Origin of the sequence: Ralstonia sp. UBA689 (assembly GCF_002298975.1) — a bacterium.
In the GTDB taxonomy this organism is placed as follows: domain Bacteria; phylum Pseudomonadota; class Gammaproteobacteria; order Burkholderiales; family Burkholderiaceae; genus Ralstonia.
In genome coordinates this window covers 88,152-106,843 of the sequence record NZ_DBMV01000010.1, presented here as the reverse complement: position 1 = coordinate 106,843, position 18,692 = coordinate 88,152, and the positions used below count along the sequence as shown (strand labels likewise).

At 65.7% G+C, this 18,692-nt stretch carries 20 protein-coding genes; 6 read left to right on the top strand and 14 right to left on the bottom strand.

The features are described 5' to 3' along the window. Positions 1-48: 48 nt before the first annotated feature. From B4F51_RS05170 to B4F51_RS05140, 7 genes are all read right to left on the bottom strand, one after another. Complete coding sequence (locus tag B4F51_RS05170; protein ID WP_296224023.1) at positions 49-672, bottom strand: Maf family protein; 624 nt, start codon at positions 670-672, stop codon at positions 49-51. Continuing rightward, positions 669-1,139 carry a 23S rRNA (pseudouridine(1915)-N(3))-methyltransferase RlmH gene (gene rlmH / locus B4F51_RS05165; RefSeq protein ID WP_296224022.1) on the bottom strand — a complete coding sequence of 157 codons (471 nt, stop codon included), beginning with the start codon at positions 1,137-1,139 and terminating at the stop codon, positions 669-671. The genes B4F51_RS05170 and rlmH overlap by 4 nt, the downstream gene beginning before the upstream one ends. Positions 1,140-1,160: 21 nt before the next feature. Continuing rightward, complete coding sequence (gene rsfS / locus B4F51_RS05160; RefSeq protein ID WP_296224021.1) at positions 1,161-1,784, bottom strand: ribosome silencing factor; 624 nt, start codon at positions 1,782-1,784, stop codon at positions 1,161-1,163. A gap of 77 nt (positions 1,785-1,861) precedes the next feature. Beyond that, entirely contained in the window at positions 1,862-2,557 is a 696-nt protein-coding gene (locus B4F51_RS05155; protein WP_296224020.1) for a nicotinate-nucleotide adenylyltransferase, read from the bottom strand. Then, positions 2,554-3,462 carry an oxygen-dependent coproporphyrinogen oxidase gene (gene hemF, locus B4F51_RS05150; RefSeq protein WP_296224019.1) on the bottom strand — a complete coding sequence of 303 codons (909 nt, stop codon included), beginning with the start codon at positions 3,460-3,462 and terminating at the stop codon, positions 2,554-2,556. Before hemF ends, B4F51_RS05155 begins: the two co-directional genes overlap by 4 nt. A 150-nt stretch (positions 3,463-3,612) precedes the next feature. Further along, positions 3,613-4,881, bottom strand: a complete 1,269-nt coding sequence (gene purD / locus B4F51_RS05145) for a phosphoribosylamine--glycine ligase (protein WP_296224018.1) — start codon at positions 4,879-4,881, stop codon at positions 3,613-3,615. Between the two features lie 96 nt (positions 4,882-4,977). Next, a complete protein-coding gene (locus tag B4F51_RS05140; RefSeq protein ID WP_296224017.1) occupies positions 4,978-5,703 on the bottom strand; it encodes a YebC/PmpR family DNA-binding transcriptional regulator in 726 nt (241 codons plus the stop codon). A gap of 172 nt (positions 5,704-5,875) precedes the next feature. On the opposite strand from B4F51_RS05140, the gene B4F51_RS05135 reads away from it, so the two are divergent. After that, the gene (locus B4F51_RS05135) at positions 5,876-7,435 is read left to right on the top strand and encodes a helicase HerA-like C-terminal domain-containing protein (RefSeq protein WP_296224016.1); all 1,560 of its coding nucleotides are present in this window, start codon (positions 5,876-5,878) and stop codon (positions 7,433-7,435) included. 70 nt (positions 7,436-7,505) lie between these two features. Here the strand turns inward: B4F51_RS05135 and upp are convergent, their stop codons facing one another. Further along, positions 7,506-8,156, bottom strand: coding sequence for a uracil phosphoribosyltransferase (upp, locus tag B4F51_RS05130; protein WP_296224015.1), 651 nt, complete (start codon positions 8,154-8,156; stop codon positions 7,506-7,508). 82 nt (positions 8,157-8,238) lie between these two features. Beyond that, positions 8,239-9,717 (bottom strand): NCS1 family nucleobase:cation symporter-1, encoded by a 1,479-nt coding sequence (locus tag B4F51_RS05125; RefSeq protein ID WP_296224014.1) that lies wholly within the window; start codon positions 9,715-9,717, stop codon positions 8,239-8,241. A 213-nt stretch (positions 9,718-9,930) separates the two neighbouring features. Between B4F51_RS05125 and B4F51_RS05120 the strand changes: the two genes are divergently transcribed. Genes B4F51_RS05120 through B4F51_RS05105 form a run of 4 tightly spaced genes read left to right on the top strand, consistent with a single transcriptional unit; the run spans position 9,931 to position 13,097 of the window. Continuing rightward, on the top strand, positions 9,931-10,863 hold the full coding sequence (locus tag B4F51_RS05120; RefSeq protein WP_296224013.1) for a DMT family transporter: 933 nt from the start codon (positions 9,931-9,933) through the stop codon (positions 10,861-10,863). Between the two features lie 32 nt (positions 10,864-10,895). Next, positions 10,896-11,687, top strand: coding sequence for an SDR family oxidoreductase (locus B4F51_RS05115; RefSeq protein ID WP_296224012.1), 792 nt, complete (start codon positions 10,896-10,898; stop codon positions 11,685-11,687). Positions 11,688-11,700: 13 nt separating this feature from the next. Continuing rightward, positions 11,701-12,123: a methylglyoxal synthase gene (locus tag B4F51_RS05110; protein ID WP_296224011.1), complete on the top strand. Its 423-nt coding sequence runs from the start codon at positions 11,701-11,703 to the stop codon at positions 12,121-12,123. Beyond that, positions 12,120-13,097 (top strand): quinone oxidoreductase family protein, encoded by a 978-nt coding sequence (locus B4F51_RS05105; RefSeq protein ID WP_296224010.1) that lies wholly within the window; start codon positions 12,120-12,122, stop codon positions 13,095-13,097. Before B4F51_RS05110 ends, B4F51_RS05105 begins: the two co-directional genes overlap by 4 nt. Before the next feature lie 27 nt (positions 13,098-13,124). Here the strand turns inward: B4F51_RS05105 and B4F51_RS05100 are convergent, their stop codons facing one another. The 5 genes from B4F51_RS05100 to B4F51_RS05080 form a co-directional block, all read right to left on the bottom strand. Further along, positions 13,125-13,406 (bottom strand): YkvA family protein, encoded by a 282-nt coding sequence (locus B4F51_RS05100; protein WP_296224009.1) that lies wholly within the window; start codon positions 13,404-13,406, stop codon positions 13,125-13,127. A 154-nt stretch (positions 13,407-13,560) separates the two neighbouring features. Continuing rightward, a complete protein-coding gene (locus tag B4F51_RS05095; protein ID WP_296224008.1) occupies positions 13,561-14,721 on the bottom strand; it encodes a BMP family ABC transporter substrate-binding protein in 1,161 nt (386 codons plus the stop codon). A 64-nt stretch (positions 14,722-14,785) separates the two neighbouring features. Then, positions 14,786-15,706, bottom strand: a complete 921-nt coding sequence (locus tag B4F51_RS05090; protein ID WP_296224007.1) for an ABC transporter permease — start codon at positions 15,704-15,706, stop codon at positions 14,786-14,788. 13 nt (positions 15,707-15,719) lie between these two features. Continuing rightward, a complete protein-coding gene (locus B4F51_RS05085; protein WP_296224006.1) occupies positions 15,720-16,829 on the bottom strand; it encodes an ABC transporter permease in 1,110 nt (369 codons plus the stop codon). Beyond that, on the bottom strand, positions 16,822-18,345 hold the full coding sequence (locus tag B4F51_RS05080) for an ABC transporter ATP-binding protein (protein WP_296224107.1): 1,524 nt from the start codon (positions 18,343-18,345) through the stop codon (positions 16,822-16,824). The genes B4F51_RS05085 and B4F51_RS05080 overlap by 8 nt, the downstream gene beginning before the upstream one ends. 102 nt (positions 18,346-18,447) lie before the next feature. On the opposite strand from B4F51_RS05080, the gene B4F51_RS05075 reads away from it, so the two are divergent. Further along, on the top strand, positions 18,448-18,645 hold the full coding sequence (locus B4F51_RS05075) for a hypothetical protein (protein WP_296224005.1): 198 nt from the start codon (positions 18,448-18,450) through the stop codon (positions 18,643-18,645). The last annotated feature ends 47 nt before the right edge of the window (positions 18,646-18,692 follow it).

The window sequence follows — 18,692 nt, the reverse complement described above, 5'->3', positions numbered from 1 at the left end:
CCGAAGCGTGTCTTGGAACCGGCCCTCGCACACCTGTTGGCGTGCGGGTTATAGCGTGATGCCGGCTTGCGCGAGCAGTGCGGCGGTCTCGAACAAGGGCAGGCCCATGATACCCGAATAGCTTCCCGAGATATGGGCGATGAAGGCGGCTGCGCGGCCTTGGATGCCGTAGGCGCCAGCCTTGCCGAAAGGCTCGCCGCTGGCGATGTAGCGGGCGATGTCGGTATCGGTTAGCACGGCAAAGCGCACGTCGGAGATGGACAGCGCGTGCATCGGCGTGCCATCGGCCGTGACGACCGTGACGGCGGTCAGTACGCGGTGTTCGCGGCCGGACATGCCGCGCAGCATGCGGTGGGCGTCGGCAGCGTCGGCAGGCTTGCCAAGGATCTCGCCGCCCAGGCAGACCGTGGTGTCGGAGGTGAGAATCGGCAGGGCGGGGAGGTGGCGCGCGATGCGGCGGCGTACGGCGGCCTGGGCCTTGAGCGCGCAGACGCGCTGGACGTAGTCGTCGGGAGTCTCGTCGGGGAGCACGGTTTCCAGCGCTTCGGCATCTTCATCGCCGTCAGCCAGCAGCAGCTCGAAGCGTGCGCCGATCTGGCGCAGCAGTTCCTGCCGGCGCGGGCTTTGCGAGGCGAGGTAGAGGTGCGGGCTGCCCGGCGTGTCCATGGTCATACGCGGTGGTACGGATGGTTTTGCGTGATCGACCACGCGCGATAGAGCTGCTCGGCCAGCAGCACGCGCACCATGCCGTGCGGCAGGGTCAGGCTCGACAGGCGCATCAGCATGCGCGCTTTTGCCTTGAGCGCCGGGTCCAGTCCATCCGCGCCACCGATCACGAAGGCGACGTCGCCGCCTTCCTGTTGCCAGCCGGTGAGGGATTCGGCCAGCGCGGCCGTGGTCAGGTCCTTGCCGCGTTCGTCCAGCGCGATCATGCGGCAGCCCTTGGGCAGGGCCGCTTCGATGCGCCCGGCTTCGAGCTGCATGACCGTGGCGGCAGTGCGGCTGCCGGAGCGCTGCTCGGGCTTGATCTCGCGCAGTTCGATGCGCAGCTCGGGCGGCATGCGCTTGGCATATTCAGAGAAGCCGTCCTCAATCCAGGACGGCATCTTGTGCCCGACGGCAATGATCAGCAACTGCATGGCAAGACTGCCCGCGTGATGTTACGAAGCGCGCTTGGCCGGAGCGCGCTTGGTAGCCGGCTTGGTGGCCGTTTTTGCGCCGGTTTTCGTAGCCGGTTTGCCCGTGCCGGTAGCGCGCTTGGTGGCGGGGCGGCTGGTGGTCTTTTTGGCGGAGGTTTTCGCCGGCGCGGCGGCCTTGGTCGGACGCTCACCGGCCAGCTTCGGCTTGGTGGTGCGGCGCTTGGCAGGTGTGATCTCCTCGGCACTGTCTTCGTCGTCGAAGCCTTCGCTGGCCTTGGGCAGGCCATGCCCAGCACCCGTGCCGCCGAGTTGGACGCGCACCGGCTTGTCGCCCCAGATTTCTTCCAGGTTGTAGTACTGACGCAGTTGCGGCTGCATGATGTGGACCACGGCGTCGCCGCAGTCGACCAGCACCCATTCGCCCACGTCTTCGCCCTCCACGGCGATGACGTGGCCGCCGGCTTCCTTGACGGCGTCACGCACGGACGCTGCCAGTGCCTTGGTCTGGCGGTTGGACGTGCCGCTGGCGATGACCGTGCGGTCGAACAGTTCGGTCAGGTGGGTCGTGTTGAAGACCTTGATGTCCTGCGCCTTGACGTCTTCGAGCGCGTCGACGATCACGCGTTGTAGTTTGCGAATATCCATACTGATTGAGAAGAACGTTGAGGGCGAGAAAAAGGTCAAAAAAAGGCGCTTGCTTGCTTAAGCGCGCGGTGCAAACACTAAGCGCTGACCGTGCCATTGGCACGGCGGTACAGCGAATGCGATTGGATCAGGTCGGCCACGCCAGCGGGCAGATCGGCGTCGCAGCGCTCGCCGGCGGCGAGCTGCTGGCGCAGGCGGGTGGACGACAGGTCGACGGCCAGGGTCTGGTCGATCCACATGCGGCCGGCGGGTGCGCATTGTATCAATGCTGTGTCGGCGCGGCGCGCATCGAGTTCTTTCTGGACGGGCACATGCAGCGCGTGCAGGTCGAAGCCGGGGCGTGTGGCCACGCACAGGTGCACGTATTCGAACAGGTCTTGCCAGCCGTGCCAGGTGTCCAGGCCGACGAGCTGGTCGGCGCCCATGAGCCAGGCCATCGATGTTTCCGGGCCGTAGAGGGCGCGCAGTTCGCGCACGGTGTCGATGGTGTAGCTTGGGCCGTGGCGCTCGACTTCCATGGGGCTGACATGCACGCGTGCACGGCCTGGCCGCACAGTCTGCGCGGCCAGTTCAGTCATGGCCAGGCGCAGCGGGGCAGGCGTGACCTCCGCGCTCTTCTGCCACGACATGCCGGTCGGAATCCACAGCAGCTCATCCAGGTCGAGCTGGGCGATGCACAGTTCGGCCAGGGCGATGTGGCCGACGTGCGGCGGGTCGAAGGTGCCGCCCAGCAAGCCGAGGCGATAGGGTCGGCCAAGGTTGGGATGCGTCATACCCACTCGCGCGCCGGCAGGAAGTCGGTATACAGCGCCGCTTCCGGCGAGCCCGGTTCGGGCTGCCAGTCGTAGCGCCAGTTGGCTGCAGGCGGCATCGACATCAGGATCGACTCCGCGCGGCCACCGCTTTGCAGGCCGAACAGCGTGCCGCGGTCAAACACCAGATTGAATTCGACATAGCGGCCACGGCGATAGGCCTGGAAAGCGCGTTCGCGCTCGCCGTACGGGGTGCCGTGGCGCCGCTCGGCGATGGGCAGCCAGGCGGTGAGGAAGGCGTCGCCGACGGAGCGCATCATCGCGAAGCTGCGCTCGAAGCCGAGTTCGGCAAAGTCGTCGAAGAAGATGCCGCCGATGCCGCGCGCTTCCTTGCGGTGCTTCAGATAGAAATAGTCGTCGCACCACTGCTTGAAGCGGGGGTACAGCTCGTCGCCGTACGGGGCGAGAGCGCCCTGGCAGGTGCGGTGGAAGTGTGAGGCGTCTTCGGCAAAGCCGTAGTAGGGCGTGAGGTCCATGCCGCCACCGAACCACCAGACGGGCTCGGCATCGGGGCGCACGGCGACGAAGCAGCGCACATTCATATGCACCGTCGGCACGTAGGGATTGCGCGGATGGAAGACCAGCGACACGCCCATTGCCTCGAAGCCGCGTCCGGCCAACTCGGGCCGGTTGGCGGTGGCCGACGGGGGCAGTGTGTCGCCCATCACGTGCGAGAAGCCGACGCCGCCGCGTTCGAGTAGCGCACCGCCTTCCAGAATGCGGGTGCGGCCGCTGCCACGCAGGCGTTCGGTGGGCGGCTTCTCCCACGCGTCGGTGGCGAACGTGCCGCCATCGAGCGCGCCGGCGGCAGTGGTGATGCGGTCCTGCAGGTCCAGCAGGTAGTCGCGGACGGCTTGGGTATCCATCAGGTCGGGAGGAGCCGCTGCGGCGGCAGAGTCATGCGGTTGTCACCATTGTAGCGGGCGGGCCGCTCGGGCAAGTCGGGGATCACCCGGGGTGACGACTGCCGCGCCGCCCCAAATTGGGGCATCGGCGCGGTTTCGAAGTGATTGATGTTAGCGGCGGATGGCGCGGTGACCGATATCGGTACGGTACTGGGCGCCGGCGAATTGAATCTGCTCGACCACGCCGTACGCTGCACGTTGCGCCGCCTTGACGGTGTCAGCCAAGCCCACCACGCACAGCACGCGGCCGCCAGTGGTGGTCAGCTCGCCGTCCTTGAGCGTGGTGCCAGCATGGAATGTGACGCTATCTTCCGTCTCCTTCGGGATGCCGGTGATGACGTCGCCCTTGCGCGGCGCATCGGGGTAGCCGTGGGCGGCCATCACCACGCCCAGCGCGGTGCGGCGGTCCCAATCGAGTTCCATGCCGTCGAGCTTGCCGTCGATGGCGCGATCCATCACGTCGTACAGGTCGGTCTTCATGCGCGCCATGATCGGTTGCGTTTCCGGGTCGCCCATCCGGCAGTTGAATTCGAGCGTCTTGGGGTTGCCCTCGGCGTCGATCATCAGGCCGGCGTAGAGGAAGCCGGTGTACGGGATGCCGTCTTTTTCCATGCCGCGGATGGTCGGCATGATGATTTCGCGCAGCGCGCGGGCGTGCAGCGTGGGCGTGACCACCGGCGCGGGTGAGTAGGCGCCCATGCCGCCCGTGTTGGGGCCGGCGTCGCCGTCCAGGAGGCGCTTGTGGTCCTGGCTGGTGGCCAGCGCCACGACGTTCTTGCCGTCGCACACGACGATGAAGCTGGCTTCTTCGCCGGCCAGGAATTCTTCGATCACCACGCGCGCGCCGGCGTCGCCCAGGCGGTTGTCGGCCAGCATCATGTCGATGGCGCCGTGGGCTTCTTCCGGCGACATGGCGACGACCACGCCCTTGCCCGCGGCCAGCCCGTCGGCCTTGATGACGATCGGCGCGCCTTCCCGGTCAACATACGCATGCGCCTCGGCGGCGTTGCTGAAGGTCTGGTACTTGGCGGTCGGAATACCGTGGCGATGCATGAACGCCTTGGCGAAATCCTTGGACGATTCAAGCTGTGCCGCGGCCTTGGTCGGCCCGAAGATGCGCAGGCCCTTGGCGCGGAACAGGTCGACGATGCCGGCGGCCAGGGGCGCCTCCGGCCCGACCACGGTGAAGTGGATGCCTTCGCGCTCGGCAAACGCGGCCAGCACTTCCGGATCGGTGATCGGCACGTTCTGCAGGCGTTTGTCGAGTGCCGTGCCGCCGTTGCCCGGGGCCACGTACACCACTTGTACCTTGGGCGAGCGTGCCAGCTTCCATGCCAGGGCGTGTTCCCGACCGCCCGAACCGACCACCATCACTTTCATGCTGTACCTGCTTAAAAATTCAAAATCCGATTCGAAATCTGGAAAACAAAAACGGCGATCGGTAAGATCGATCGCCGTTATGTACGCGGCCCGGTGTTATTCCCCGATGACCGCGTTGGTGAAGACTTCCTGCACGTCGTCCAGGTTTTCCAGGGCGTCGAGCAGCTTCTGCATCTTGAGCGCGTCGTCGCCAGTGAACTCGACTTCGGTCTGCGGTTTCATGATGACTTCGGCCAGTTCCGCCTTGAAGCCGGCGGCTTCCAGCGCGGTCTTGACCTTGGCGAAATCGTGCGGCGGGCAGATGACCTCGATCGAGCCGTCTTCATGGGTGACCACATCGTCGGCGCCAGCCTCGAGCGCGGCGTCCATCAGCTTGTCTTCGGGCGTGCCTGGCGCATAGATGAACTGGCCGACGTGGTCGAATAGGAACGCCACCGAGCCCTGCGTGCCCATGTTGCCGCCGTGCTTGTCAAACGCGTGGCGGACTTCGGCCACGGTGCGCGTGCGGTTGTCGGTCATGCAGTCGACGATCACGGCCGCACCGTTGATGCCGTAGCCTTCGTAGCGGATTTCTTCGTAATGCGCGCCCTCCAGTCCACCCACGCCGCGCTGGATGGCGCGCTGGATGTTGTCCTTGGGCATGTTGGCGTCGGTGGCCTTGTCCATGGCCAGGCGCAGGCGCGGGTTGGAGTCGGCATCGCTACCGCCCAGTCGCGCCGCCACGGTAATTTCCTTGATCAGGCGCGTCCAGACTTTGCCACGTTTGGCGTCGGCTGCGGCTTTCTTATGTTTGATGTTGGCCCATTTGGAATGACCGGCCATGAAACTCTCCGAGCGGAATGCGGTGGAATCTGGCGCGCAGATGGCGGTCTGACGCCACCTGCACACTCTATAATCGATCGTCAATTTTAGCATGCTGAACCCGCCGGCCGACCCGTCCATCCGGTCGAGCGCGGGCGCCGCCCCCGAAGAGTTTGATCCCCGCCAAAACGCCATGACCGATCCCATCCTCGTTGCCAAGAACTCAGAAGCCGAACTGGTGCTGCTGCCCCAGCTCGCCAACCGGCATGGCCTGATCACCGGTGCCACAGGCACGGGCAAGACCGTCACCCTGCAGACGATTGCCCAAGGCTTGTCGAAGATCGGCGTGCCGGTTTTTCTGGCCGATGTGAAAGGTGACCTGACCGGCATCTCCCAGCCTGGTCAGCCGAACGACAAGCTCAAGACGCGTCTGGAAGAGCGTGGCTTGCCCGAGCCGCAATGGGCCGGTTGCCCCGTCACCCTGTGGGATGTGTACGGCGAGAAAGGCCACCCGGTGCGCGCAACTGTGTCCGACATGGGCCCGCTGATACTCGCGCGCATGCTGGAACTCAACGACACCCAGACCGGCGTGCTCAACCTCGTCTTCAAGATTGCCGACGACTCGGGCCTTGCGCTGCTCGACGTGAAAGACCTGCGCGCGATGCTGCAGCATGTGGGCGAGCATTCGGGGGAGTACACGACCCAGTATGGCAACATTTCGGCAGCCAGCATCGGGGCCATCCAGCGCAACCTGATTGCGCTGGAATCCCAGGGCGCCGATCAGTTCTTTGGCGAGCCGATGCTCGACATCAACGACCTGCTACAGACGGTGGGCGGGCAGGGGGTGGTGAACATCCTGGCCGCAGACAAGCTGCTGAACGCACCCAAGCTGTACGCGACGTTCCTGCTGTGGATGCTCTCCGAGCTGTTCGAGCATCTGCCCGAGGTGGGCGATCTGGATAGACCTAAGCTGGCCTTCTTCTTCGACGAGGCGCACCTGCTGTTCAACGACGCGCCGCCGTCGCTGCTGCAGAAGGTCGAGCAGGTGGTGCGGCTGATCCGCTCCAAGGGCGTGGGCGTGTATTTCGTTACGCAGAATCCGGCGGACGTGCCCGACACCGTGCTCGGTCAGCTTGGCAACCGCGTGCAGCATGCGCTGCGCGCCTTCACGCCGCGCGACCAGAAGGCCGTCAAGGCGGCGGCCACCACCATGCGCGCGAACCCCGAGTTCAGCATCGAGCAAGCCATCGGCGAGCTGGCTGTGGGTGAAGCGCTGATCTCCATGCTGGATGAGGGGGGCCGCCCTGAGATTACGGAGCGCGCCTTCGTCGTGCCGCCTGCATCGCGCATCGGGCCGATCTCGGACGACGAGCGTCGCGTGCTGATCGCCAACTCGCTGGTGGCAGGCCGCTACGACACGGCAATCGATCGCGAATCGGCCTACGAAAAGCTGACCGGGCGCGTGGCAGCAGGCGGGGCCGCACCTGCGCCCGCACCGGGGTCCATCGGCACCGATTTCGGCGCCTCCTCAAGCTCGGCTCCCGCTCCCGCCCCCGCGTCTGCACAGGAGGACGGTGGCTGGCTTGGTGAGGTTGGCTCGATCCTGACCAAGGGCACTGGCCGTACCGGCCGAGGTGATTCGATTGTCGAAACGCTGGCCAAGTCGACCATGCGCACCATCGGCTCGACGGTCGGGCGTGAGATTGTGCGCGGGGTACTGGGAAGCATCCTCGGCGGGTCGAAGAAGCGCTGACCGCTTCTGACGCACCAAAGCAAACAGCCGGCAATGCCGGCTGTCTTGGTTTGCGCAAAACGACGTCCGTTCAGTTTTTCGTACCAAACAGGCGGTCACCCGCATCACCCAGGCCGGGGATGATGTAGGCGCTCTCGTCAAGATGCGAATCGAGCGAAGCGACAAACAGCTTTACCCCCGGGTGCGCCTTCTGGAACACCTCCACGCCTTCCGGCGCGGCCACGAGGGCGAGGAAGAGGATGTGTTCATCCGGCACGCCGCGCTTCTTCATCACGTCGATGGCGTGCACGGCCGAGTAGCCGGTGGCGACCATCGGATCGCACAGGATGAAGGTGCGCTCTTCCAGATCCGGCAGGCGCACGAGGTATTCGACCGGGCGGTGGTGCTCGTCGCGGTACACGCCGATATGGCCGACGCGCGCCGACGGGATCAATTCCAGCAGGCCGTCGCTCATGCCCACGCCCGCGCGCAACACCGGCACCACGGCCAGCTTGCGGCCGGCGATGACGGGCGCGTCCATCGGGCCCATCGGCGTGTCGATATGGCGGGTGGTCAGCGGCAGGTTGCGCGTGATCTCGTAGCCCATCAGCAGCGTGATCTCACGCAGCAGCTCGCGGAACGTGCGCGTGGACGTGTCCTTGTCGCGCATGTGCGTGAGCTTGTGCTGGATCAGCGGGTGATTGAGGATGAACAGGTTCGGAAAGCGCGGATCTTGTTTCATGACGAGGCAGGATGCTCGGTTCGGTGTTGGGACGCATTGTACCGGCGCGCCCCTCGGTTCGATTGTCAGAGGATGTCTGGCTCTAGCGGCGGCCGCGCATCAGGATCACGTACACCACTGCGGAAATCGCCAGCCCGACGAACCACGCATACGTGTATAGCGCCTCGAACACGCCCGGCACGCTGGCAACGAAGCCCGCCTGCTTGAAGAACCCCGGCAGATTGGGCAGTACACCGATTACCAACGCGGCAATTGCGCGGCCATTCCAGCCGTTGCCGTAGCCGTACTGGCTGTCCAGGCGGAAAAGGTCGCCGGTTTTGAGCACCGTGCGGCGCACCAGGAAGTAGTCGACCATCATGATGCCGGCCACCGGGCCCAGCAGCGCCCCGTAGCCGACCAGCCACGTGAAGATGTAGCCCTTGGTGGTCTCCAGGATCTTCCACGGCATCATCGCCAGGCCGATGCCTGCCGTGATGTAGCCGCCAAGGCGGAACGAGATGCGGTGCGGCGCCAGATTCGAAAAGTCATACGCCGGCGACACCACGTTGGCCGCGATGTTCGTCATCAGCGTGGCGGTGATCAGCGCCAGCAGCGCGACGATGACCGACGGCCCCGTCATCTTGCCGGCCAGCGTGACCGGGTCCCAGATGGCCTGGCCGTAGATGACCACGGTGGACGAGGTGACGAGCACGGCCACCAGCGCCAGCAGGCCCATCGGCCCCGGCAGGCCGATGGCCTGGCCGACGAGTTGGTCGCGCTGGCTGCGCGCGAAGCGGGTGAAGTCGGGAATATTCAGTGCAAGCGTGGCCCAGTAGCCCACCATGGCGGTCAGCGACGGCCAGAAGAAGCCCCAGAACTGGCCGGCACGCTTGCCGCCCTCGGCAAACGCGGACGGCGCCGACAGCATCGGCCCGAAGCCGCCCGCGTTGACGTACGCCCACCAGACCAGGCCCAGCGCGGCCAGAATCAGCAGCGGAGTGGCCAGCGCCTGGAAGTGCTTGATCGATTCAATGCCCTTGGTGATCAGCCAGATATGCAGTGCCCAGAACAGCACGAAGCAGAACGCCTGGCCCGGGTTGATGCCGAGGCCCGGAATCGCGTTGCCCACCAGTGCATTGCCGGTAATGACGTTGAGGATGGTGTAGATCGCCTGACTGCCCAGCCACGTCTGGATGCCGAACCAGCCGCATGCCACGATGGCGCGCAGAATGGCCGGCAACTGCGCGCCGCGCACGCCGAATGAAGCCCGCACCAGCACGGGGAAGGGGATGCCGTACTTGGTACCGGCGTGGCCTACCAGCACCATCGGCACCAGCACGATCAGGTTGCCCAGGAACACCGTCAGCACGGCTTGCCACCAGTTCATGCCCTCGCTCATCAGGCCCGAGGCCAACATGTAGGCCGGCACCGAGACCACCATCGACACCCACAGTGCGGCGTAGTTGGCGGACGTCCAGGTGCGTGCGGCGGGCTGGGTCGGGTTCAGGTCTTCGTTCCAGAGGGACGGGTCGGGCGTATCGGCGGCGCCCGCGGAGAAGGCGGGGGAAATGGCTTGGCTCATGGGATGTGGAATCCGCTGCTTGTCGCAGATTGTTATAGGTATTCGGAACATTCGAAATGCAGGCGCGATTGTACGGCGGTCGGGTGCGGGGCCAAACGAAAGCCGCGCCACGTGCAGCGCACCCCGCGTCGGAACGAATGACGGAATTCACATACAATCGACGCGCTCTCCCACTCACCATCGCGCGCCTCACGCCCGTCCGCGCCTTCCGCTGTGACTACCGCGTCTTCTGCGTCTTCTGCGTCTTCCGCCCCCACGAGCACCACCGACACCGGCGGCCTGGTGCTCGCCTCCGTGGGCGCCGTGCTGTTTTCGGCCAAGGCCATCGTCGCCAAGCTGATGTACCGCTACCAGGTGGATGCGGTCATGGTCATCACGCTTCGCATGATGTTGGCCGCACCCTTGTTCATGGCGATGGGCTGGTGGCAGTCGCGCCGCGCGGCCCCGCTGGCGCCGGCCGATCGCTGGCGCATCGTCGGCCTCGGCATCATCGGCTATTACCTCTCCAGCTTTCTCGATTTTCTCGGCCTGCAGTACATCACGGCGGGGCTGGAGCGGCTCATCCTGTTTCTCACGCCGTCGTTCGTGCTGCTGATTACGGCAACGGTGTTCAAGCGCAGCATCACCGGGCTGCAATGGCTGTCGCTGGCTCTTGCCTATGCGGGCATCGTGCTGGTGTTCGCGCACGACCTGAATCTGGGCGGTAACTACGTCTGGCTGGGCGGCGGACTGGTCTTGGCCAGCGCCATCAGCTACGGAATTTATTTGCTGGCCAGCGGTGAGCTGGTCAAGCGCGTCGGTTCGATGCGGCTGGTGGCCTACGCAATGTGCGTGTCGACGGTGGCGTGCATCGTGCAGTTCCTGGTGCTGCGGCCGGTATCCGCGCTGGTGTTGCCGTGGCAGGTGTATGGGCTGTCGGCCATCAATTCGGTGTTCTGCACGGTGGCCCCTGTCACGATGACGATGATGGCCGTGGCGCGCGTGGGCGCGCCGGTGGCGTCGCAGGCGGGCATGATCGGGCCGGTATCGACGCTGCTGCTGGGCTGGTGGTTGCTGGGCGAGCCGATCACGCTGTGGCAGATTGCCGGCAGTGCGCTGGTGCTGGCCGGCATGGCGCTGCTGTCGCGGCGCGGGCAATCCAAATAGCGGCACAAAACAACCACGAGGAGTCAGACTGGATGGACCTGGGCTTGAAAGGCAAGCGCGCGCTGGTGTGCGGCGCGAGCAAGGGATTGGGCCTCGCTTGCGCCGACGCGCTAGCCGCCGAAGGCGTGGACGTGGTGATCGTGGCGCGCGGCGCTCAAGCGCTGCTGGCTGCGGCCGAGCGCATCCGCTCCGCACGTGGCGTGCGCGTCGAAGCCGTGGCCACTGATATCACCACGCCGGAAGGCCGCGCCGAGGCGCTGCTCGCTTGCGAGCGACTGGGCGGCTCGCCCGACATCCTTGTCAACAACGCCGGTGGCCCGCCGCCCGGCAGCTTCCGTGACTGGGACCGCGAGGCGTGGATGTCCGCGCTGAACGCGAACATGCTCACGCCCATCGAACTCATCAAGGCGACCATCGACAAGATGATCGAGCGCCGCTGGGGTCGCATCGTCAACATCACCAGCGGTGCGGTGAAGGCGCCGATCGACGTGCTGGGTTTGTCCAACGGCGCGCGTTCGGGCCTGACCGGCTTCGTCGCGGGGCTTGCGCGCGAGGTGGCCAAGCATGGCGTGACCGTCAACAATCTGCTGCCCGGCCAGTTCGAGACCGACCGCCTGACCAAGACGCTGGAAGCGGGCGCCAAGGCTGCCGGAATCAGCGCGGAAGAGAACTTGGAGCGCAAGCGCCAGGGCAACCCGGCGCGGCGCTTTGGTCAACCGGCCGAGTTTGGCGCTGCTTGCGCCTTCCTGTGCAGCCAGCACGCCGGCTACTTGAACGCGCAGAACATCCTGCTGGATGGCGGCGCTTATCCTGGTACGTTCTGAACGAGGCTTCTTCATGGCATCTCAATCCCCGGCCACGCGCCGCCGCATCGCACTGATCGCGCACGACCACAAGAAGGACGACATGATTGCCTTTGCGCAGACGCACCAGGCCTACCTCGCACAGTGCGACTTGTTGGCCACCGGCACCACCGGCGGCCGGCTGGAGAAGGAAGTCGGCCTGACTGTGCAGCGCATGCTGTCCGGCCCGTGGGGCGGCGACCTGCAGATCGGCGCGCAGCTGGCCGAAGGCCGTGTCGACGCCGTTATCTTCCTGCGCGACCCGATGACGCCACAGCCGCACGAACCGGACATCAATGCGCTGGTGCGCGCGTGCGACGTCCACAACATTCCCTGTGCCACCAACCTGGCAACCGCCGATCTGGTGATGGCCGCCCTGCAACAGGTGCAGCCCGACCCGAAGGAGATTCACGCATGACACAAGCGAAAGCCATCCGCATCTTTGAAACCGGCGGTCCGGAAGTGATGAAGCTCGTCGATGTCGACGTGCCCGCGCCCGGCCCCGGCGAGGCCACCGTCAAGCAGCACGCCATCGGCCTGAACTACATCGACGTGTACTTCCGCACCGGGCTGTATCCGCAGCCGCTGCCAGGCGGCATCGGCATGGAAGCCTCGGGCGTGGTGGAGGCGGTGGGCGAGGGCGTGACGCACGTCAAGCCTGGCGACCGCGTTGCCTACGCTGGCCGCCCGACCGGCGCCTATGCGGCGATGCGTACCATGCCGGCTGATATTTTGGTGCGCCTGCCCGACACCATCGACTTCGAGACCGGCGCAGCGATGATGCTGCAAGGCATGACCGCGCAATACCTGATCCGCGACAGCTATCGCGTGCAGCCGGGTGACACGGTGCTGTTTCACGCCGCGGCCGGCGGCGTGGGCCTGATCGCCTGCCAGTGGCTCAAAGCGCTCGGCGCCACGGTGATCGGCACGGTCGGCAGTGACGCCAAGGCGGAACTTGCCCGCGCGCACGGTTGCGACCACACCATCGTCTATACGCGCGAGAACTTTACCGAGCGCGTGGTCGAGCTCACCGGCGGCAAGGGTGTGCCGGTCGTCTATGACGGCATCGGCAAGGACACCTTCAAGGGGTCATTGGATTGTCTGGCGCCGCGCGGGATGATGGTCACCTACGGCAATGCGTCCGGTCCGGTGCCGCCGGTGGATTTGAGCCTGCTGAGTGCGAAATCCCTCAAGCTGACGCGCCCGACCCTGATGACGTACACGGCGCGGCGTGACCTGCTGGAGCCGATGGCAGCCGAACTGTTCGATGTGGTCGCCAGCGGCAAGGTGAAGATCGAGATTCACCAGCGCTACGAACTGCTGGACGCGGCGCAGGCGCACCGTGATCTGGAGAGCCGCAAGACCACCGGTTCGACCATTTTGCTGCCGTAAGAAGAGGGGAAGTCGCAGCTTGCCCGGCTATATACGCCGGGCGGCGGCAAAGCGTGCGTCTTCGCGCACGCGTTCGGGCAGGGCGCGCAGCAGCGCGTGCAGAGCCAGCGGCACCAGCACGATGTCATCCACCCAGCCGATCACCGGGATGAAATCCGGGATCAGATCGATCGGCGACACCACATAGCCCACCAGCAGGAGCGCGGCGGGCGCCAGCCACCACGGCGCGTTCGGGTGGCGCAGTGCAAACCACAGCAGGCGCACGTCGTTGCGCACCACGCTCCACAGGCGGAAGAGTCGTCCGAACATGGCAGGGTCCTTGATGAAAGGCCGGCTTCACATGAGGCAGGTTGGCCGGCAAAGCATCGTATCAGCTTGGGCAAACGGCGCCGTTTTCAAGTGTGGCGATGAAAAAAGCCGGCCCTCTTGCGAGGCGCCGGCTTCTTGCTGCAACGGGTAAGACTTAGCCCGGAATCTTGCCTTCCACGCCTTCGACGTAGAACTTGATGCCGTGCAGGAAGCCGTCGTCGGCGACCTTGTCGGCGGGCAGGACTTCCTTGCCGGTGTTGTCCTTGAGCGGACCCTTCCAGATCGGGGCCGAGCCGTCGATGATGCCCTTCTTGCGGGTCTCGACCAGCGCCTTGACGTCTTCCGGCACCACGGCGTTGTAAGCGCCCAGATCGATCGCGCCTTCCTTCAGGCCCCACCACACGGTTTCCGGCTTCCACTTGTTTTCAAGCACGTCGCCGACGACCTTGGTGTAGTACACGCCCCATTTGTTGATCGAGGCGGCCAGGTGGGCCTTCTCGCCGAACTTGGTCATGTCGCTGTCCCAGCCGAGCGCGTAGACGCCTTTCTCTTGCGCGGTCTGCACGACGGCGGCGGAGTCGGTGTTCTGCATCAGCACGTCGACGCCCTGCCCGATGAGGGTGGTGGCAGCCTCACGCTCCTTGCCCGGATCGAACCACTTGTTGACCCAAACCACGCGGGTGGTGGCCTTCGGGTTGACGCTGCGTGCGCCCAGCGTGAACGAGTCGATGTTGCGGATCACCTCGGGGATGGGCACTGAACCCACCACGCCCAGCTTGCCCGACTTGCTCATCTTGCCAGCCACCACGCCCGCCAGATACGCGCCTTCATACGTGCGCACGTCGTATTGGCCGAGGTTGTCGGCGGTCTTGAAACCGGTGGCGTGCTCGAACTTCACGTCCGGGAATTCCTTGGCGACCTTGAGCATCGACTCCATGAAACCGAAGCTCGTGCCGAAGATGACCTTGTTGCCCTGGGTGGCCAGGTCGCGGAACACGCGCTCGGCGTCAGCCGCGCTCTCGGGCACGCTTTCCACGAACGAGGTCTTTACCTTGTCGCCGAACTTGGCTTCGACTTCCTTGCGACCGGCGTCGTGGGCGTACGTCCAGCCCGCGTCGCCCACCGGGCCGACGTAGACGAACGCGACCTTCAGCGGCTCATTGGCTGGTGCCGGCGCGGCAGCGGCCGGTGCCGAGGATGCGGCCGGCGCGGCGGTCTTGTCGCCTGCGCCTTCGTTGGACTTGCCGCAACCCCAGAGGGTCAGGGCAGCGCCGGCGGCCAGGGCGGCCAGCGTGATCCTGCGGGTAACGTTCATCAATTTCTCCTGTTGTGTGGCTCGTTGACTGTGATGAAGCAAAGAAAAGCGGAATGCAGAAAGCTTAGGCAGAGCCCGGTCGGAATGGCTTACCGAGCGACGCCGGCATGTTCAGGCGAATCCAATCCGGGTTGCGCGAGATGATGGCCAGCACGACGATGGTGGCGGCAAATGGCGCCATCGACAGAATCTGCGACGGCATCGACACGCCCATCCCCTGCAGGTAGAACTGCAAGATCGTCACACCGCCGAACAGCAGCGCGCCGAACAGGATGCGCAGCGGGCGCCAGGTGGCGAAGGTGGTCAACGCGAGGGCAATCCAGCCGCGCCCGGCGACCATGTTCTCGACCCACATTGGCGTGTAGACCAGCGACAGGTACGCGCCCGCCAGCCCGCAACACGCGCCACCGAACATCAGCGCGCCAAAGCGGATGGTGCGTACCGGATAGCCCAGCGCGTGCGCGGATTCCGGCGATTCGCCAATCGCGCGCAGCGTCAGCCCCGCACGCGTCTTGAACAGGAACCACGCGATGGCGCCGCACAGTAGCAGGCTGAAATAGACCATCCAGTGGTGCGCAAACAGTGCCGGGCCGATGAACGGAATCGATTCCAGCCCTGGAATGCCATGCGCCTGCGCCGGCAGCGACATGCCGACAAAGCGCTGGCCCATGAAGGCCGATAGCCCTGTGCCGAAGATCGACAAGGCGAGACCGGTGGCGACCTGATTGGTCACCAGCACCAGCGCAAGCCAGGCAAACAATGCGGCCATGACCATGCCGGCAATCGCGCCGGCGGCAAAACCCAGCAGCGGAATCTGCGTCTGGTAGCCGACCATGAAGCCGGCTACGGCGGCCACCAGCATCATGCCCTCGGCGCCGAGATTCAGGACGCCGGAGCGCTCGTTCATCAAGAGCCCGAGGGCAGCCAGCAGCAGCGGAGTGCCGGCGTTGATCGACGCGGCGATCAGGGGAGCGAGACTTTCCATATGTGCGGCCCGATCAGTGGTGCGCGCGCCAGCGCAGGCGGTATTCAATCAAGGTGTCGCAGGCCAGCAGGAAGAACAGCAGCATGCCCTGGAACACCCCGGTGATGGCGGACGGCAGCCCCAGGCGCGATTGCGCGAGTTCACCGCCGATATAGAACAGCGACATCACGATCGCGCCCAGCACGGTGCCCACCGGATGCAGGCGCCCGACAAAGGCCACCACGATGGCGGCAAAGCCGTAGCCGGGGGAGATGGAGGGCAGCAACTGCCCGATCGGCCCCGTCACTTCAAATGCGCCGGCGATGCCCGCCAGACCGCCCGAGATCAGCAGCGCCGTCCACAGCGCCTTGCGCGACGAGAAGCCCGCGTAGCGCGCCGCTTGCGGCGCCAGCCCGCCCACCTGCAGCCGATAGCCTGCGAAGCTGCGGAACACGAACAGCGTCATCGCCGCCGTCATCACCAGCATGAACAGGAAGCCGACGTGCAGGCGCGTGCCGGCCACCAGCGTTGGCAGGACGAACGCAGCGTCGAACACCATCGATTGCGGGAAGTTCATGCCGTTCGGGTCCTTCAGCGGCCCGTTGACCATGTACAGCAGCAGCAACTGCGCGATGTACGTGAGCATCAGCGAGACGAGGATCTCGTTGGCATGGAAGCGGTCGCGCAGCAGGGCGGTGATCGACGCCCACAGCGCGCCGCCGATGAGCCCGGCGACGATGGCGAGCACCAGCGCGAGGCCCCCCGGAATGGCCGGCGTGGGCGTATCGAAACAAATGATGGTGGCCGCCGCAAAGATGCCGCCGACGATGAGCTGCCCCTCCGCGCCGATGTTCCACACGTTGGCGCGGTAGCACACCGACAGCCCCAGTGCGCACAGCACCAGCGGCACGGTCTTGAGCAGCACCTCACCAATCGCGCGCTTGCTCGCCAGTGGCTCGACCACGAACACGCGCAGACCGGCCACCGGGTCTTTGCCCAGCAGCGCGAACAGCAGCAGGCCGAACACCATGGTCAGCACCAGCGCGATCAGCGGCGAGGCGTACGCCATGGTGCGCGACGGGATCGCGCGCAGTTCCAGCGAAACCGGCAACGCCAGGCGGCTGCCGTGCATGACTTCAGCCATGGGCCACCTCCGAGGATGCGGTGGCAGAGGCCGCGCCGGCTCCGTTCTTGTCCCACATGCCGCTCATCCACAGGCCGATCTGTTCGCGGTCGGTGGCGTGCGTGGGGGTGGAGGGCGAGAGGCGTCCGTTGGCGATCACGTGCAGGCGGTCGCACAGGGCAAAGAGTTCGTCGAGTTCTTCCGACACGATGAGGATGGCGCACCCCGCTGCCTTGAGCGCGAGGATTTCGTTATGGATCTGCGCCGCCGCACCCACGTCCACACCCCAGGTGGGTTGCGCGACGATCAGCACGCGCGGCGCGCATTCGATTTCGCGGCCGACGATGAATTTCTGCAGGTTGCCGCCCGACAGGCTCTTGGCCAGCGCGTCCGGCCCACCGGCCTTCACGCCGAACCGGCTGATGATGCCGGCAGCCAACTTGGCGGCGGCTTTCTTATCGATCAGCCCGCCGCGCACCTGTGGCGCGCGTTGGTGCGTGAGCAGCGTATTGGCCGTCAGCGAGAGCGACGGCACAGCGCCGCGCCCCAGGCGCTCTTCCGGCACGAACGACAGCCCGCGCTTGCGGCGCGCGCGCGGGTCCAGTTTGGCAACCGGCTCGTCGCCGATGCTGATGGTTTGGGCCGGCGCGCGCGTGTCTTCGCCCGACAGGGCGGCCAGCAGTTCCTGCTGCCCGTTGCCCGACACGCCCGCAATGCCGACGATCTCGCCGCTGCGCAGTTGCAAGGCGATGTCACGCAGTTCCGTGGCAAACGCGTGTGACTTGGGCAGTGACAGGCCAGCTACCTCCATGCGCACTTCGCCCGGAGTGGTCTGCGGGCGCAGTTCGCGCGGGGGCTCGCCGCCGATCATCATGCGCGACAGCGACGCCGCCGTTTCCTGGCGCGGGTCGCACACGCCCGTGACCTTGCCCGCGCGCATGACCGTGGCGGTGTGGCACAGCGCCTGGATTTCGTCGAGCTTGTGGCTGATGTAGAGGATGCTGGTGCCTTCCGCTGCCAACTGGCGCAGCGTGACGAAGAGCTTTTCGACGGCTTGCGGCGTCAGCACCGAGGTCGGCTCGTCGAGAATCAGCAGGCGCGGGTGCGTGAGCAGCGCGCGCACAATCTCCACGCGCTGGCGCTCACCTACCGACAGCGTATGCACATGGCGATGCGGCTCCAGCGGCAGGCCGTATTTATCGCCGGTGGTGCGCACCTGTTCGGCCACGTCGTGCAGGTCGGTGCCGGCGGGCAGGCCGAGCAGGATGTTCTCGGCCACCGTCAACGTATCGAACAGCGAAAAGTGCTGGAACACCATGGCGATGCCCAGCGCGCGTGCCTGATGCGGGTTGGCGATCTCGACGCGCTGGCCGTCGAGCTGCATCTCGCCGGCGTCGGGCTGCACCGCGCCGAAGATGATCTTCATCAGCGTCGACTTGCCGGCGCCGTTTTCGCCCAGCACGGCGTGGATCTCGCCCGGCGCGACGGCCAGGCTCACGCCGTCGTTGGCGACCACGCTCGGGTAGCGCTTGGTCATGCCCGTCAGCGACAGGCGCGGAGGATGTTGTGTCACAACAGATTGGCTCGTGGTTTCCGTGCCGCTCACCGCGCGCGCAACGCGCTGCGGAGGCGGTCTTTTATGGGCGTTGACGACACTTCACAGATTGCAATGCCGATGCAGATTCGCCTCGACGCATTGCAGCAATCATCATGGTTGGGTGATGCTTTTCATCAAGCGCGGATTATATCGTCCGGCACCGCGCTGGACGCCGATTTCAGCGGGTTTGCACCTGCCTCGTACGAGGAGTGCGGGAGTGCAAATCCCGTGCCGGCCTGATTGGGTCGATTTGCAGGTCTCTGCTTGTCATGCCGGGGTATGCAGGT